Origin of the sequence: Mesobacillus sp. (genome assembly GCF_047739415.1) — a bacterium.
Classification (GTDB): Bacteria; Bacillota; Bacilli; order Bacillales; family Cytobacillaceae; genus Mesobacillus.
This window is the reverse complement of the sequence record NZ_JBIQOE010000155.1, coordinates 1-16,114: the sequence shown is the minus strand read 5'-3', so window position 1 is coordinate 16,114 and position 16,114 is coordinate 1. Positions and strand designations below refer to the sequence as shown.

Genomic DNA, 16,114 nt, shown 5'->3' with positions numbered 1-16,114 from the left:
GCAGGACCGAAATAGAAAAGTATAGCCGACTGCCCAGAAACGCAGAAACTGGAGACTCCGACAAAGAAGCGCTTTTTGCTTCTGACGGCGGAGTTGAAGTTTCGGAGTTTCTAGGAGGCGACACTAGACAAGCGTCTCGAGCTGCTCAAAGCTAACGCTTCTCGCAAGATACTCGAGGAAGTACTCTCAGGGATGAAAACTGGCTAGGCGCTGGAGCTGGATTAAGACAACCCAGATAGTTATCCACATCGTAATTATTTTATAATTCCCTGCACAAAAGCAAAACGGAGATCCTATTGGGTCTCCGTTTTGCTTTTACAGGGGGAATAGATGAATTTATATCAAAATTAATTCGAAGAACCATAATCCCTTCTTCCTAATAAAGCATTGTTTCTGCTAAAATATGACTAAAGTCATTGTATTATCGGTGTCAAAAATAATAGATTTTTCAATATAAAAGCACGAGTGTCCTTAAATGGTTTATTAAAGGGCAGGATGAGGGGTTTTTATGAAAATAGGAATAATCGGCGGGGGTTCAATAGGTTTATTATTCTCTTATTACCTTGGCATGGAAAATGATGTTTCTTTATTCACAAGGACAAGGGAACAAGCAGACTTAATTAATGAACATGGACTGCATCTTATAAAACGTGGAATAGAACAGGATACAGTCCAGGTAACTGCAGCCCCGTTCCAGGAGTGGAAGGGGAACGATGATTTAACAGTTGTTGCGGTGAAGCAATACCAGCTGGATGATTTAATTTCTGATATAAGAGATAAAGCCAAACGGAGCATCCTTTTTCTTCAAAATGGCTATGGCCATATCAAACTGCTTTCCGAATTGGAAACAGCTGAAGTTTATGTCGGATCAGTTGAACACGGAGCAGTAAGAAAGAACGGCTTTACAGTTCAGCATAACGGTATGGGCGTAACAAGAACAGCGGTATTTAAAGGAGAAGCTGCCCTTCTTGGAGAATTATCTACTATAGCTCCTTCAGGATTTCCGTTTATCCTTGAACCGGATTTCAAGGAGATGCTAATCAAAAAGTTAGTGGTCAATTCGGTGATCAATCCATTGACAGCCATTCTTAAAGTTAAAAATGGTGAACTGATCCATAATCCTTTTTACTATGAAATATTTAAACGAATGTTTGATGAATGTGTCTATGTTCTTGATTTGCCTAATCGGGCACAGTACTTCCAAAATCTTAGGGCGGTTTGCGAAAAAACGGCAAATAACCATTCATCGATGTATAAGGATATTGAAAATGGGCGTCAAACTGAAATTGACGCCATACTCGGGTATTTGCTCGAATTATCTAGAAGCAAAAATAAAAAAGCTCCACTAATACATAATTATTATCATTGCATCAAGGGGAAGGAGCACGAAAGGGAGGGAGCATGATGCCGGGATTATTCTCCGCACTTGTTGCTGCATTGATCACAGTTCCAATGATTGGCTACCTCGCTGTGTTCGTCATCAGTAAGCAAATCACTGGCAACCATCGGCGTTCGGTCAATCTGGCGATTGATTTCAGCACCTTTTTGCTGGTGCTGTCTGTCCATTTTTTGATCATCACCATCTGGGAAAAATCCTTCCTGTGGCTGATTTTGATCATCCTTTTTGGACTTGCGGCTATATTTGTCTGGATACACTGGAAATATAAAGAGGAAATATTGTTGCCAAGGGTATTTAAGGGTTTTTGGCGCTTCAATTTCCTGCTTTTCTTTTCTGCCTACATCGTCCTTGTGTTGTATGGTTTGGTTAAGCGCCTGACATTTCTGTTTGCTTAATCTAGTGTTGGGCCATCCTCATAGAGGGTCCAGCATTTTTTTATTTAAGCTTATCCCAGATGCGGCATGCTTTATAGACAACAGTCAATTTGAAAATACATACATTTATTATAAAAAGAATCTTGATTTTAGAAATTTCGAAAGGCAAAATTTTTTTCTTTTCATTTCAATCAATGCTATACTCATAACAGTGAAAATTGCTTACGAGAAAGGAAGTACAAGTTAATGGAGATGTTGAATCTCTCTCTTCCGGCACCGAACCGGTTTGCGACAGATTACCTGGCTGGAAGCCCTGATTTGCAGAGCTTCTTTCATTATAATTTTACAGACGAAAACTCTTATATTCATCGCCTCGATGAATTAAAAAATAGAAGCTTTATGAGAAATGAGCTTGCAGACCATATCCAGTTCTTCATGTCTCGTTATGCCAAGTCAGGTAAAATCACTGGGAATATTGATAAGCTCAGAAAAGAAAATAGCGTTGCAGTCATCGGAGGGCAGCAGGCAGGAATTCTGACAGGACCGCTATATACCATTCATAAAGTGATTTCGATCATCAAGCTTGCCGAACAAAAAGAGGCGGAGCTGGGCGTCCCAGTCGTACCCGTGTTCTGGATTGCCGGAGAAGACCATGATTACCAGGAAGTTAACCATGTATACGTCATGAAGGACAATAAGCAGGAAAAGTGGATTTACCCTGAAAGGAATCTAGAGAAAAAAATGATTTCAGAAGTGTGTATCAACAGGGATCTTTGCTATTCCTGGGTTGAAGAAATCATGGAAACCTACGGAGAAACAAAGCACACGAAAGAAGTATTGGCATTTGCTTTAGAATCTTTGAAGAAAGCGGAATCCTTCGTTGATTTTTTTGCGATGATTATCATGGAGCTTTTCAAGGACTCAGGCTTGCTGATTGTGGATTCCGGAAATAAAGAACTGCGCAGGCTGGAAAAAGAATATTTTATCAATCAAATTAAAAACCACCGTGAAGTTACAAATGGTGTTCTTGGACAGCAAGAACGGACAATCTCGGCAGGCTTTGCGAATATGATCGATATTAACGAGAATGCTGCGAACATTTTCTTTTACGATGAAAAAGTAAATGAACGGATTTTGCTCCAATTTGACCCACAAAGTGGAGGGTTTTCAGGTAAGAATGGAGAAGTCAGCTTCACATATGATGCGCTGGTGGAGATTGCGAACGAATATCCTGAGAAGCTTAGCAATAATGTAGTCACTCGTCCGTTAATGCAGGAATGGCTTTTCCCAACGCTTGCGTTCATTGGAGGTCCTGGAGAAATTGCTTATTGGGCCGAGTTGAAACTTGTTTTTGAACATTTCGGTCTCAAGATGCCTCCACTTGTTCCAAGACTCAACATAACGCTGCTCGAAAGATCGATTGAGTCTGACCTTGAGGAACTGAACCTTGATTTGAAAGAGGTTTTAATCTCAGGCACTAGCGGGCATGAACTCAAATTTATCGATTCATTAAAGGATCGGGAAGTAGAAGAACTTTTCGAGAATGTAAAAACAATGCTGGCAGATCAATATAAAGTCATTCGAGAAAAATCTAACGGAATTGACCCAGTATTGATGCCAATGCTCCAGAAGAACGAATCCATCCTGATAAAGCAGGTTGAATTCATGGAGGATAAAATCGTTGAGGCCATTTGCAGTAAGCATGACCATATCCTGAGAAAATTCACAAGAGTTGAAAATGCGTTAAGGCCAGGCGGATCACCGCAGGAAAGAGTATGGAACCCATTCTACTATTTGAATAAGTATGGTTTGGATCTAATACCAGAATTATTAAAGCTACATTATGAATTCGATGGAACCCACAAAATTATTAAAATGTAGTTCAAAGCTTCATCCTACGAGGATGGAGCTTTTTTCTTTGAGAAATAACACCCCTGTATTGCCCGAAAAGAAGGGAAAAGATGAAATAGAGTAAAAGCAGCGGCTCGGCATTGCCCTAAAAGAAGGGAAACGAAGAATTTAGGTAAAAGCAACTTTTTTGAAATGAAAGAAATTGATGGAAATAAATATTTCAGGGAGGATTTGAAGGGTGGGGGGAGAATATTTAAAATAAGGTGGTGAAAAGTGGGGGAATGTGGTACATTGTATTTAGAAAGTGGGGGTAGTGGCATGTTCATGGGTGAATACCATCATAATGTTGATAGCAAAGGCCGATTGATCATCCCTGCCAAGGTCCGTGAAAACCTGGGAGAAATGTTCATTCTTACCCGTGGACTTGACCAGTGTTTATTTGGCTATCCCGTTTCTGAATGGTCAGTGATCGAAGAAAAGCTAAAAGGACTTCCGCTGACTAAAAAAGATGCACGAGCATTTACCCGTTTTTTCTTTTCGGGTGCTACCGAGAGTGAAATTGACAAACAGGGGAGAGTCAATATTCCTTCCCCGCTGATGCAGTATGCCAAGCTTGAGAAAGAATGTGTGATTTTGGGTGTTTCCAATCGAATTGAAATTTGGAGCAAAGCCATCTGGGAAGAATATTTCGCAGAATCTGAGGAATCTTTTGCTGAAATTGCGGAAAATATGATTGGATTTGATATTTAAGGGTAACATTATTCTGATATAATATTACCTGCTCCTCGATTGGAAAGGTGGATCATAATGTTCAAACATACAACAGTTTTACTGGAAGAAACAGTAGACGGGCTCGATATCAAGCCTGACGGTACATATGTGGATTGCACTCTCGGTGGCGCAGGCCACAGTGAATTGATTTTGTCCAAGCTTTCAGAAGAAGGAAAGCTATATGCGTTTGACCAGGACGATGTCGCAATTGCGAATGCAAAAGAGAAGCTTGCTGCTTATGGCGACAGGCTGACAATCATTAAAAGTAACTTTCTTCATCTGAAGGAAGAGCTTGAAAAACATGGGGTAACTGAGGTTGACGGTGTGCTATATGACCTAGGAGTCTCATCCCCACAGCTGGACACGCCTGAACGAGGCTTCAGCTACCATCACGACGCTCCGCTCGATATGCGGATGGATCAGGATGCACCATTGTCCGCTTACGATGTAATTAATGACTGGCCATATGAGAAATTGGTCAAAATCTTTTTCCGGTATGGGGAAGAGAAATTTTCAAAGCAAATTGCCCGAAAGATCGAGGCAGCAAGGGAAAGTAAACCGATTGAAACCACAGGAGAACTTGTCGAGTTAATCAAGGATGCGATTCCTGCACCTGCAAGGAGAAAAGGCGGTCATCCTGCAAAGAGGGTTTTCCAGGCGGTAAGAATTGCTGTTAATGATGAACTAGGTGTGTTTGAAAAATCACTTGAGCAGGCTATTGACTTGCTAGCTGTAGGCGGAAGAATCAGTGTTATCACCTTCCACTCACTTGAGGACAGGATTTGTAAGGTTACCTTGAAAAAAGCGAGCGAAACACCACCGCTGCCGCCAGGGTTGCCGATCATTCCGGAAGAATACCAGCCGAAGTTGAAGCTGGTCACACGAAAGCCAATTCTCCCTACAGAGGAAGAGCTAGAGTTCAATAACAGGGCAAGATCTGCAAAACTGCGTATCGCTGAAAAAGTAAAAAAATAAAAAATATAAAATATAATTTTCAGGAGGGAAAATGATGAGCAATCTGGCTAGAAAATTGCAGCAAGAACAGCAGCAACGCACTGTCCAGGCACCGGTAAAAGCGCCGGCAAAACGCAATTCGATACTGACGCCCGGCGAAAAAATCCTGATGTTTGTTTTCGGGGCAATTGTTTGCTTCGGCGCAACATTCATGGTTTCAAAACAGGCAGCCATTTACGAAGTCAACAAAGAAATCCAAATCATTGAAGGCAATATTCAGGAGCAGCAAAAGATTAACAGTGACCTAGAAGTCCAGATTAGCGAATTAAGTACCTATGAAAGAATCAAAAAGGTAACAGAAAAGCTCGGTTTAACATTGAACGAAGACAATGTTAAAGGTGTGGAAAACTGATGATCAAGAAACAGCCAAATATGAATGCAGGAGCAGCGGTATTATTCGTAATATTCAGCCTGCTCTTTTTTATCTTGATTTTCAGGTTCATTACAATCCAGGTCACTGGAGAGGTACACGGACAAGCACTGGCGGCGAGGGCGGAGCAAAAGTACTCGAACGAAAAAGTGATTGAGGCTGTCAGAGGAACGATTTTTGATCGCAAAGGCGAGGTCGTCGCGGAGGATACAACTGCGTATACTTTAGTTGCTATTCTTGATGATTCGGTGACAACGAACAAAAAGAAGCCCAAGCATGTAACCGATCCTGCGAAAACAGCAGCAGTCCTTGCGAAGTATATCGATATGAGTGAGTCAGATATCTATAAAAGACTGACAAAAAAAGGCGCTTGGCAGGTTGAATTCGGAAAAGCCGGCCGCGACATTTCCCATCAAGCCAAACGTGAAATTGAAGAGGAGAACCTCCCAGGTATTACTTTTTTGCGAGATTCTAAGAGGTTCTATCCGAACGGTGTGTTCTCATCCCACTTAGTCGGATTTGTGGAAAAGGAAGAAACAGAGGATAATAAAACGGTTACTTTTGGACAGCTGGGGATAGAAAAAACACTTAATGATGAATTGACTGGTAAAAATGGCTCTCTCTCATTCGAAAGTGATTTATGGGGCTTCCTTTTACCTGATGGGGAGAAAAAAGTCACCCCTGCCCAAGATGGCAACAATGTATTTTTAACGATTGATAAAAAAATCCAAACCTTCGTGGAGGATGCGGTCGATCGTGTAGACAAAGAATACAAGCCAAAGAAAATCATTGCAGTCGTCGCTGATCCGAAGACAGGGGATATCCTTGCGATGGCACAGCGTCCGAGTTTCCACCCGACGACAAGGGAAGGGCTGGATAACAGCTGGCATAATGAGGTGGTCGAAACCCCGATCGAGCCAGGATCTACGATGAAGATTTTCACGCTTGCAGCAGCAGTGGAGGAGAATAAGTGGAATCCAAATGAAAAATATAAATCTGGTTCCTATAAAGTTACCGAAAACTCCAAGCCGATTCGCGACCATAACGGCAGCGGCTGGGGCTCAATTACCTATCTTGAAGGAATCCAGCGTTCCTCGAACGTAGCAGTGGCAAAGCTAGTAAATGAAAAAATCGGAACAGAAAAATTCAGGGAGTATCTGACTGACTTTGGCTTTGACCAGCCAACAGGCATTGACCTTCCAAACGAAGCAGCTGGAACTATTGTCTATAGATGGCCGATCGAGAAAATCACGACATCATACGGTCAGGGAACAACTGTGACACCAATCCAGATGATACAGGCAGCAACAGCAGTAGCTAATGATGGGAAAATGATGAAACCACGAGTGATTGATAAGATAGTCGATCCAAACACTGGTGATGTAATTAAGCAAGAGGAGCCAAAGTCTGTTGGCCAGCCTATTTCTGCTGAAACCGCCAAGAAAGTTCGTGAAGTGTTGGGGACAGTTGTTACTGGTGAGCATGGTACCGGGAAATCATACGCAATCGATGGGTACGAGGTCGCTGGTAAAACAGGTACTGCGAACATAACAGAAAACGGAAGTTATTTAGATGGAGCGAGTGATTATCTGTTTTCATTCCTTGGGATGGCTCCCAAAGATGATCCTAAACTGATCGTTTATGTCGCTGTTCAGCAGCCGGAAATCGACCACTATTTTAAAGGTTCGATTCCAACTTCAATGATCTTCAAGTCTGTGATGCAAAGCAGTCTTCAATATTTGAATATCAAGCCGGCATCCGTAGAAAAGGCTGCTTCCGGCCCGGTACCTGATGTTTCCGGCCTAAATACTGCTGAAGCTAAGAAGTTGCTTGAATCCAAAGGGTTTCAAACAGTGATCATAGGAGACGGAAACCAGGTTGAAGAGCAGTTGCCAAAGGCAGAGATAATGGCTCTCGAGGGAGAAAAAGTCTTTATCAGAGCTTCGGGAGTCATGACTTACCCAAACATGACAGACTGGTCACTGAGGGACGTCATGAAGCTGGCACAAATTACAGGAGTTAAGCTAAACAAAGCCGGCAGCGGTTATGTCACAAAACAAAGCCTTAAGCCGGGGTTGCCAATTAATGAAGGCGAAAATTTGATTGTCGAGCTAGAAACCCCGCTGCAGCAATTTGAGAAATCTTTGAAACCTGAGGAAGAAAATGAAGAAGCAGAGGAAGTAGGCGGATGAGCCCTTCCTCTGCTTTTTTTGTTTATTTACGAAACCTAATAGATGCGTTTGCAGTAGTAATCCCTAGCTTCCGATAAAAAGCCGGATGCTTCTATTACCTCAGTTTCGGACAAATTCGTAGCTGGAGCTCTTCATATTGTTGAAGTAGCACTAGGTTCGAACAAATGGTAGCTGGAGCTTCTCATATTGTCTCAAGTAGCACTAAACTATCATCCCCCCACATTTCCACTAAATCAAACTTGTCATAAGCACCCACCCCCTTGTTCCTGCATAAACCTCACCCTGTCTACACTTCTTGTTATATTCGAATTAGTACAAGCATATATTTGAAAGAGTGTCTGAGAGTATCTTAGTTTACTATTGGAACAACTATAGAGGGAGGTTCGTTCAATATATGCGTGTATCAAATGTGACGGTCAGAAAGAGGCTGGCTCTCGTTCTGGTGGTTGGAATTTTGGTGTTTTTCATTATAGATGTCCGGCTTGGCTATGTGCAATTTATGCTGGGGGATTTTTTGACAGGAAAGGCAAAGGATTCGTGGAGCAGGAACGTCCCATTTGAACCTCAGCGCGGAGAAATAACGGATAGGAATGGAGTGGCGCTCGCAACGAATATTAGTGCACCGACTGTTTACGTGGTGCCGCGCCAGGTGGAGGATCCCGATGCTGCGGCGGAAATATTGGCGAAGGCTTTAAATATGTCTAAAGAGAAGGCCTATCAACATATTACTAAAAAAGCGATGATTGAGAGAATTCCAGAGGGCAGAAAGATTTCTCACGAGAAGGCGAAGGAAATCAGGGCGCTCGATATCAAGGGTGTATACATCGGTGAGGATTCAAAACGTCATTATCCTTACGGAAGCTATTTATCTCATGTGTTGGGGTTTGCGGGAATTGATAATCAAGGATTGATGGGGCTGGAGCTCTATTATGATAAGGAATTAAAAGGAGAAAAAGGCTCAGTTCAATTTTATGCGGATGCAAAACAGCAGCGGATGAACAATATGGCTGATGATTATGAACCGCCGGTGGACGGGCTTGATTTGAAGCTGACGATCGACAGCAGGGTGCAGACCATCGTCGAACGGGAGTTGGATATTGCCCAGGCAAAATACAATCCAGATGGCATCATTGCGATTGCCATGAATCCGAATAACGGGGAAATCCTCGCAATGTCGAGCAGGCCTGACTTTGATCCGGCTAATTTCCGCAATGTAGCACCCGAAGTCTATAATCGCAACTTGCCGATATGGAGCACATATGAGCCAGGATCTACTTTTAAAATCGTGACGCTGGCGGCGGCCCTTCAGGAAGGAAAGGTCAACCTTGAAAAAGATCACTTCCATGACTCAGGTTCTGTTGAAGTGGCAGGGGCAAGAATACGCTGCTGGAAAAAAGGCGGACACGGAAGCCAATCCTTCCTTGAAGTTGTCGAGAATTCCTGCAACCCTGGTTTCGTTGAGCTTGGGGACAGACTTGGTAAAGAAAAACTGTTCAAATATGTGAAGGATTTCGGGTTTGGCGAGAAAACAGGCATTGATCTTCAAGGAGAGGGTAAAGGGATTCTATTCAACTTGGACAGAGTCGGTCCGATAGAGCAGGCAACAACGGCTTTTGGGCAAGGTGTTTCTGTCACACCAATCCAGCAGGTCGCTGCCGTCTCGGCCGCAGTAAATGGCGGAATACTGTATACGCCGTACATTGCTAAAGAATTGATTGATCCGGTTACTGGAGAAGTTGTCATGAAAAAATCTCCGCAGGCAAAAAGAAGGGTAATTTCTGAGGAGACCTCAAAAGAAATCAGGCATGCACTTGAAAGTGTCGTAGCTAAAGGTTCAGGTAAAAATGCTTATGTAGACTCTTACAGAGTTGGCGGCAAAACTGGTACTGCACAGAAGGCAAAGGATGGCCGCTACCTCGAAAATAACCATATCGTTTCTTTCATAGGGTTTGCACCTGCAGATGATCCGCAAATCGTTATTTATGTAGCGGTTGATAATCCGAAGGGCACAGTGCAGTTCGGTGGGGTAGTGGCCGCTCCTATCGTTGGTGATATTATGGAAGACAGCCTGCGCGCTATGGAGGTTCCTCCACGCAAGGACCAGATTGAAAAAGAATTGACATGGATGGATACACCTATGGTGGAGGTGCCTGATCTGATCGGCTTATCCAAGCAGGAGCTCAGGCAACAACTAATCAATTTCAAACTTGATATTGCAGGTGATGGGGAGAAAGTTGTGAAACAGCTTCCTTCACCAGGGGTAAAAATTAAGGAAGGGTCAACCATTAGGGTTTATATGAATGATTAACTAAGAGCTGTAATTAAAACATAAACTTATGGAGAGAAGGCGGCGGCAGGATAAAGATCCGCCGCCTGCTTTAGGCTGCTGGCCATTTTTCTTGTTGAGGAGCAGACCCAATCTTACTCATGGAAAAAGGGCTTGTTCTTTTCGTCTCAACAATGGCTAATTTCAGCCTAATCATGTAAAATAAGAGTCGCCATGTTGTTTGAGAGGATTTGATATTTATGAAATTACACGAATTGATTGGTTACTTGCACCTGTTCGTGGATTATAAGGGAGAAAATCCCGAAATTACTTCAATTGAAAATGATAACCGCAGAGTGACTCCTGGAAGTTTATTCATATGCATAAAAGGTTATACAGTTGATGGTCATGATTTTGCGGGATCAGCCGTGAAAAATGGAGCTGCAGCCGTTCTGGCCGAACGAGAACTGCCTGTGAATGTCCCGGTAATTGTTGTGAAGGATACTGTGCGGGCAATGGCTGTCCTTGCTGATGCATTTTACGGCCAGCCTAGCCATAAGCTACATCTGGTTGGGATCACCGGTACGAATGGAAAAACCACGACCAGCCATATTATTGAACAGATTTTCAAGGATGCTGGCCAGAAAACCGGACTGATCGGTACCATGTACACAAAGATCGGCGAGCAAATCTCTGAAGTGAAAAATACAACGCCGGAGAGCCTGACGCTTCAAAAAACGTTCAAGAAAATGGTTGACGAACAGGTTGATACAGCTGTAATGGAAGTGTCGTCGCATGCGCTGGTTTATGGCCGTGTTCATGGTACGGATTACAATGTTGCGGCTTTTACGAACCTGACGCAGGACCACCTGGACTACCATAAGACAATGGAAGAATACAGAAAAGCAAAGGGACTTTTGTTTTCACAGCTCGGAAATGCCTTCAACCATGACAAGCCGAAATTTGCAGTCCTGAATGCAGATGATCCGGCAAGTGATGAATTCGCCATGCTGACAACAGCCCATATCTTAACTTATGGGATTGACAATCATGCTGACCTGCAGGCAATCAACATAGCGATGACAGCAAGCGGAACATCCTTTGACTTGGTCAGCCCGTTTGGCGTAAAAAAGGTGAATATCCAGTTGATCGGTAAGTTCAGCATTTATAATGTACTGGCGAGCATTGGAACTGCCCTCGTATCCGGTTTACCTTTAGAGGAAATCATCGCCTCTGTAGAAGGTGTTAAAGGAGTTTCGGGAAGGTTTGAAGTAGTCGATGCAGGACAGGACTTCTCTGTGATCGTTGACTATGCCCATACCCCTGACAGCCTTGAAAACGTACTGCAGACAATTCAGCAATTTGCGCAGAAGAGGGTTTTCTGTGTAGTTGGCTGCGGCGGCGACCGGGATCGTACGAAGCGTCCGCTTATGGCGAAAATCGCTTGTGAATATTCTACAGATGCTGTCTTCACCTCGGATAACCCTCGCAGCGAGGATCCGGCAGAAATCATCAAGGATATGGAAGAAGGAGTCAAAGGCGAAGTTTATACTTCGATTATTGACAGGAAGGAAGCTATCCAGCATGCCGTGAAAAATGCGAAGTCGGGGGATGTAATCCTGATTGCTGGAAAGGGTCACGAATCATACCAGCAAATAGGTGACAGGACATTCGACTTTGATGACCGTATTGTGGCACGCGAGGCGATAGAGGAGAGGTAATATGCTGACATACCAGGATGTTTCAAGTCTATTTTCAAGAACAACTGGAATAAGGGATGAGAATATCCGCTTTCATACTGTAAGCAGTCTGGCTAGTGTTGAACAGCCTAAAGGACTATTTGTGCCGGTATCGAATGATTCCGGAACTTTACAGGACGCGATATCAAATGGTGCTGTGGCAGCTGTTTGGCCTGAAGGCGAGCAGGTGCCGGCATACGCGCCAAACCACTTCCCGATTTTTTACACACAAGATAATTTGAAAGGCTTAGAGAAAATTATGAACTCATACTATGATCACTTATCACAACACGAAGACATCAACGAAAGAACTAAATTCATTTTACTGAACAAAGCACTTCTTAATAATGCCGATGAAACATATGATATAGCTGTGATGGCCGAAAACATCAACGGTTTTGGCAGCAATCGTAATAAGGCAGGTGAGGAGTAGAATGCTGGAGCAAGTTATCTTTTTCACAATATTGATGGGTTTCCTTATCACTGTGCTGCTTTCTCCAGTGTTTATTCCTTTTTTGAGAAGGCTTAAATTCGGCCAGAGCATCAGAGAAGAAGGGCCGAAATCGCATCAGAAAAAAACAGGTACACCAACTATGGGCGGCGTCATGATATTAATCTCCATCACTATCACAACCCTCGTCATGACAGGGAAGTTCTCCCAGCCTTCAGTGGAAACGTATCTATTGTTATTTGTTACTCTAGGATTTGGCCTGCTTGGCTTTATGGATGATTTCATCAAGGTTGTCATGAAGCGGAACCTTGGCTTGACTTCCAAACAAAAAATGCTTGGCCAGATTATTATATCCGTAATTTTTTACTTCATATTCAAGCAAAGTGAATTTTCAACAGTCATCAGCATCCCGTTAACAGACATTTCATTTGATCTGGGATGGGGATATGCGCTGTTCATTATTTTCTGGATGGTCGGGTTTTCGAATGCTGTTAACCTGACGGACGGGCTTGACGGGCTGGTTTCCGGAACAGCTGCTATTGCATTTGGTGCATTCGCCGTACTTGCCTGGAGCCAATCTCAATATGAGCTATCCATTTTTTCAGTCGCAGTCGTTGGAGCTGTTTTAGGATTCCTTGTATTTAATGCACACCCTGCAAAAGTGTTCATGGGAGACACTGGTTCCCTTGCTCTTGGTGGTGCAATTGCAACTGTCGCGATCCTTGCGAAGCTTGAAATTATCTTGATCGTCATTGGCGGAATATTTGTGATTGAAACCTTATCCGTTATCCTCCAGGTTATTTCATTTAAAACTACCGGGAAAAGAATTTTCAGGATGAGTCCGCTTCACCACCACTATGAATTGATTGGCTGGTCAGAATGGCGTGTTGTTGTCACGTTCTGGACTGTGGGCCTTCTTTTCGCGATCCTTGGAATTTATATTGAGGTGTGGATCTAGATGAAAAATATCAAAACATATCAACATAAAAAGATACTTGTACTTGGTCTTGCCAAGAGTGGAGTCAGTGCGGCTGCTCTACTACATAAACTAGGGGCTTTTGTAACTGTCAATGATAGTAAGCCTCTCTCTGAAAATCCCGAAGCGCAAGGGTTGCTTGAGCAGGGAATCAAGGTTGTTTGTGGAAGCCATCCAATCGAATTGATGGACGAAGGCTTTGAACTCGTCGTCAAGAATCCAGGAATACCTTACTATAATCCTATGATTAAAAAGGCGATTGAAAAAGAAATTCCAATAATTACTGAGGTTGAACTCGCATACCAGATTTCTGAGGCTCCGCTGATTGGTATTACAGGAACTAACGGAAAAACAACTACTACCACGCTAATATTCGATATGCTTGAGGCAGGAAATAAGCATCCATTGATTGCAGGGAATATTGGTACGGTAGCATCAGGTGTTGCTCAGGAAGCCACCGCTGAAAATACGATCGTCATTGAACTATCATCATTTCAATTGATGGGAATCGATCAGTTCAAGCCTCGGATATCCATCATTACAAATCTGTATGACGCACACCTGGATTATCACGGTACAAGAAATGAATATATTAGTGCAAAGGCTAGAATCACACAAAATCAGACTGAAGATGACTTCCTGATTGTCAATGGCGACCAGGAGGAATGCATGGAAATTGCCCGCAATTCAAGAGCGCAAATCATTCCTTTTTCAACAAGGAAGGTGCTTGAAAGTGGTGCTTATGTGAAGGATGGCTGGGTTTGCTTTAACGGGGAGCAAATTATTGAAACAAAGGATATCGTTCTGCCGGGCAAGCATAATCTGGAGAATATACTATCGGCCGTAGCGGCGACGCTGCTTTCAGGTGCTGATAAAGAGGCCATCAGTAAGGTGCTTACTACCTTTGCAGGCGTTCGTCACAGGCTCCAGTATGTGGCCACGATCGATGGACGTAAATTTTATAATGACTCAAAAGCAACGAATATTTTGGCTACTGAAAATGCCCTGGCAGCTTTCGACGCACCAACCGTCTTGCTGGCCGGCGGTCTTGACAGAGGCAATTCTTTTGATGAACTTGTTCCTTCATTAAAAAATGTGAAGACATTGATTACTTTTGGAGAGACAGCTGAAAAAGTTGGACAGGCTGGACATGATGCAGGAATAAAAACGATTTTGCGGGCCGATAATGTTGAAAAGGCCGTTCCCGTGGCATTTGAACATTCAGAAGCCGGTGATGTCATTCTTCTGTCTCCAGCATGTGCAAGCTGGGATCAGTACAAAACTTTTGAGGTCAGGGGAGACATGTTTATCGAGGCCGTGCATAAGCTTAAGTAAGGGCTTGTCTTGAACAACATGACTCAGGTTGCTTGGCCTCATTGCAGGCTGGATGGGAAGCGGCATATGAGCCCTAAATCATACAGCCGAGGTGTATTGCTTTGCCAACGAAAAAATCTACTCCAGACATTTTTCTAATGATTGTTACATTTACGCTTTTGGCAGTGGGCTTGATCATGGTCTATAGCGCAAGTGCTGTCTGGGCGGACTATAAGTTTAATGATTCCTTTTTCTTTGCGAAACGGCAAATGCTGTTTGCTGGTGTCGGGATCATCGCGATGTTTTTCATCATGAATATTGACTACTGGACATGGAGAACATGGGCGAAGGTCATATTGATTATTTGTTTTGTCCTGTTGATCCTTGTTTTGATTCCTGGAATCGGAAATGTGCGGAATGGATCAAGGAGCTGGATCGGAGTGGGTGCCTTTTCAGTTCAGCCATCAGAGTTCATGAAGATTGCAATGATTGCCTTCCTCGCGAAGTTTTTGTCAGAGAATCAGAAAGCAATCACTTCATTTAAAAAGGGGCTTTTCCCTTCTTTAGGACTTGTGTTTTTGGCATTTGGCCTCATTATGCTTCAGCCTGATTTAGGAACAGGAACAGTTATGGTCGGTACTTCTGTTGTCATCATCTTTATTGCTGGTGCCAGGATAAGCCATTTTGTCGGACTCGGTCTGGTGGGGGTGGCTGGTTTTGTCGGACTGATTATTTCTGCGCCATACAGGATGAAACGGATTACATCCTTTCTTGACCCATGGCAAGATCCTCTCGGAAGTGGGTTCCAAATGATCCAATCTCTGTATGCAATCGGTCCTGGTGGATTGTTCGGTCTTGGTCTGGGTCAAAGCAGGCAAAAATTCTTTTATCTGCCTGAACCTCAAACGGATTTCATTTTTGCGATACTTGCCGAAGAGCTTGGTTTCATCGGCGGTTCTTTGATTCTCCTATTATTCTCCTTACTGCTTTGGCGGGGAATAAGAATTGCGCTTGGAGCTCCCGATTTATTCGGAACATTCCTCGCGACGGGAATCATAGCGATGATTGCCATCCAGGTCATGATCAATATCGGTGTTGTCACCGGCCTTATGCCTGTTACTGGTATAACGCTCCCATTCCTGAGCTACGGAGGCTCATCCCTGACACTGATGCTGATGGCCGTCGGTGTACTGCTGAATATCAGTCGCCACTCGAGATATTAAACTGTTATAAAAACAAAAGACCCTGCCATCAGGGTCTCAGTTTGTCGACAAAAGGGGTTCGGAATGTTCTCATTCCGAACCCCTTTTTGAATTTCAGCGGATTTTTCATGGGAAATAGACTCTCTTAGCTTTAATTCTAGGCCATTACTGGACTTCTCCATGTCCAGTTGGCCA

General features: G+C 43.4%; 13 protein-coding genes. All 13 read left to right on the top strand.

The features are described 5' to 3' along the window. The first annotated feature begins 508 nt into the window (after positions 1–508). The 13 genes from ACH0QE_RS12160 to spoVE all read left to right on the top strand — a co-directional run bounded on the left by ACH0QE_RS12160 (position 509) and on the right by spoVE (position 15,940). Entirely contained in the window at positions 509–1,405 is an 897-nt protein-coding gene (locus tag ACH0QE_RS12160; RefSeq protein WP_415800911.1) for a 2-dehydropantoate 2-reductase, read from the top strand. Continuing rightward, entirely contained in the window at positions 1,402–1,794 is a 393-nt protein-coding gene (locus tag ACH0QE_RS12155; RefSeq protein WP_415800910.1) for a DUF3397 domain-containing protein, read from the top strand. The genes ACH0QE_RS12160 and ACH0QE_RS12155 overlap by 4 nt, the downstream gene beginning before the upstream one ends. 225 nt (positions 1,795–2,019) lie before the next feature. After that, positions 2,020–3,654 (top strand): bacillithiol biosynthesis cysteine-adding enzyme BshC, encoded by a 1,635-nt coding sequence (gene bshC / locus ACH0QE_RS12150; protein WP_415800909.1) that lies wholly within the window; start codon positions 2,020–2,022, stop codon positions 3,652–3,654. Positions 3,655–3,942: 288 nt separating this feature from the next. Beyond that, a complete protein-coding gene (gene mraZ, locus ACH0QE_RS12145; RefSeq protein WP_102262102.1) occupies positions 3,943–4,374 on the top strand; it encodes a division/cell wall cluster transcriptional repressor MraZ in 432 nt (143 codons plus the stop codon). Between the two features lie 57 nt (positions 4,375–4,431). Beyond that, entirely contained in the window at positions 4,432–5,370 is a 939-nt protein-coding gene (gene rsmH, locus ACH0QE_RS12140; RefSeq protein WP_415800908.1) for a 16S rRNA (cytosine(1402)-N(4))-methyltransferase RsmH, read from the top strand. Between the two features lie 31 nt (positions 5,371–5,401). Further along, positions 5,402–5,761: a cell division protein FtsL gene (gene ftsL / locus ACH0QE_RS12135; RefSeq protein WP_415800907.1), complete on the top strand. Its 360-nt coding sequence runs from the start codon at positions 5,402–5,404 to the stop codon at positions 5,759–5,761. Then, positions 5,761–7,971 carry a penicillin-binding protein gene (locus ACH0QE_RS12130; RefSeq protein ID WP_415800906.1) on the top strand — a complete coding sequence of 737 codons (2,211 nt, stop codon included), beginning with the start codon at positions 5,761–5,763 and terminating at the stop codon, positions 7,969–7,971. Before ftsL ends, ACH0QE_RS12130 begins: the two co-directional genes overlap by 1 nt. 394 nt (positions 7,972–8,365) lie before the next feature. Next, complete coding sequence (locus ACH0QE_RS12125; protein ID WP_415800905.1) at positions 8,366–10,279, top strand: stage V sporulation protein D; 1,914 nt, start codon at positions 8,366–8,368, stop codon at positions 10,277–10,279. Between the two features lie 218 nt (positions 10,280–10,497). Next, the gene (locus ACH0QE_RS12120) at positions 10,498–11,958 is read left to right on the top strand and encodes a UDP-N-acetylmuramoyl-L-alanyl-D-glutamate--2,6-diaminopimelate ligase (RefSeq protein WP_415800904.1); all 1,461 of its coding nucleotides are present in this window, start codon (positions 10,498–10,500) and stop codon (positions 11,956–11,958) included. 1 nt (position 11,959) lies between these two features. Then, positions 11,960–12,409, top strand: coding sequence for a hypothetical protein (locus ACH0QE_RS12115; protein WP_415800903.1), 450 nt, complete (start codon positions 11,960–11,962; stop codon positions 12,407–12,409). A gap of 1 nt (position 12,410) precedes the next feature. After that, positions 12,411–13,385, top strand: a complete 975-nt coding sequence (gene mraY / locus ACH0QE_RS12110) for a phospho-N-acetylmuramoyl-pentapeptide-transferase (RefSeq protein ID WP_415800902.1) — start codon at positions 12,411–12,413, stop codon at positions 13,383–13,385. Further along, positions 13,386–14,738 carry a UDP-N-acetylmuramoyl-L-alanine--D-glutamate ligase gene (gene murD / locus ACH0QE_RS12105; protein ID WP_415800901.1) on the top strand — a complete coding sequence of 451 codons (1,353 nt, stop codon included), beginning with the start codon at positions 13,386–13,388 and terminating at the stop codon, positions 14,736–14,738. A 101-nt stretch (positions 14,739–14,839) separates the two neighbouring features. Then, positions 14,840–15,940, top strand: a complete 1,101-nt coding sequence (gene spoVE / locus ACH0QE_RS12100; protein ID WP_415800899.1) for a stage V sporulation protein E — start codon at positions 14,840–14,842, stop codon at positions 15,938–15,940. The last annotated feature ends 174 nt before the right edge of the window (positions 15,941–16,114 follow it).

Bases quoted from the DNA above. Each gene is read 5' to 3' on its own strand.
- ACH0QE_RS12155 (WP_415800910.1), top strand. From the start codon at position 1,402: ATGATGCCGGGATTATTCTCCGCACTTGTTGCTGCATTGATCACAGTT.
- ACH0QE_RS12130 (WP_415800906.1), top strand. From the start codon at position 5,761: ATGATCAAGAAACAGCCAAATATGAATGCAGGAGCAGCGGTATTATTC.
- mraZ (WP_102262102.1), top strand. From the start codon at position 3,943: ATGTTCATGGGTGAATACCATCATAATGTTGATAGCAAAGGCCGATTG.
- ACH0QE_RS12160 (WP_415800911.1), top strand. From the start codon at position 509: ATGAAAATAGGAATAATCGGCGGGGGTTCAATAGGTTTATTATTCTCT.
- murD (WP_415800901.1), top strand. From the start codon at position 13,386: ATGAAAAATATCAAAACATATCAACATAAAAAGATACTTGTACTTGGT.
- mraY (WP_415800902.1), top strand. From the start codon at position 12,411: ATGCTGGAGCAAGTTATCTTTTTCACAATATTGATGGGTTTCCTTATC.
- ACH0QE_RS12125 (WP_415800905.1), top strand. From the start codon at position 8,366: ATGCGTGTATCAAATGTGACGGTCAGAAAGAGGCTGGCTCTCGTTCTG.
- ACH0QE_RS12115 (WP_415800903.1), top strand. From the start codon at position 11,960: ATGCTGACATACCAGGATGTTTCAAGTCTATTTTCAAGAACAACTGGA.
- ACH0QE_RS12120 (WP_415800904.1), top strand. From the start codon at position 10,498: ATGAAATTACACGAATTGATTGGTTACTTGCACCTGTTCGTGGATTAT.
- bshC (WP_415800909.1), top strand. From the start codon at position 2,020: ATGGAGATGTTGAATCTCTCTCTTCCGGCACCGAACCGGTTTGCGACA.
- ftsL (WP_415800907.1), top strand. From the start codon at position 5,402: ATGATGAGCAATCTGGCTAGAAAATTGCAGCAAGAACAGCAGCAACGC.
- rsmH (WP_415800908.1), top strand. From the start codon at position 4,432: ATGTTCAAACATACAACAGTTTTACTGGAAGAAACAGTAGACGGGCTC.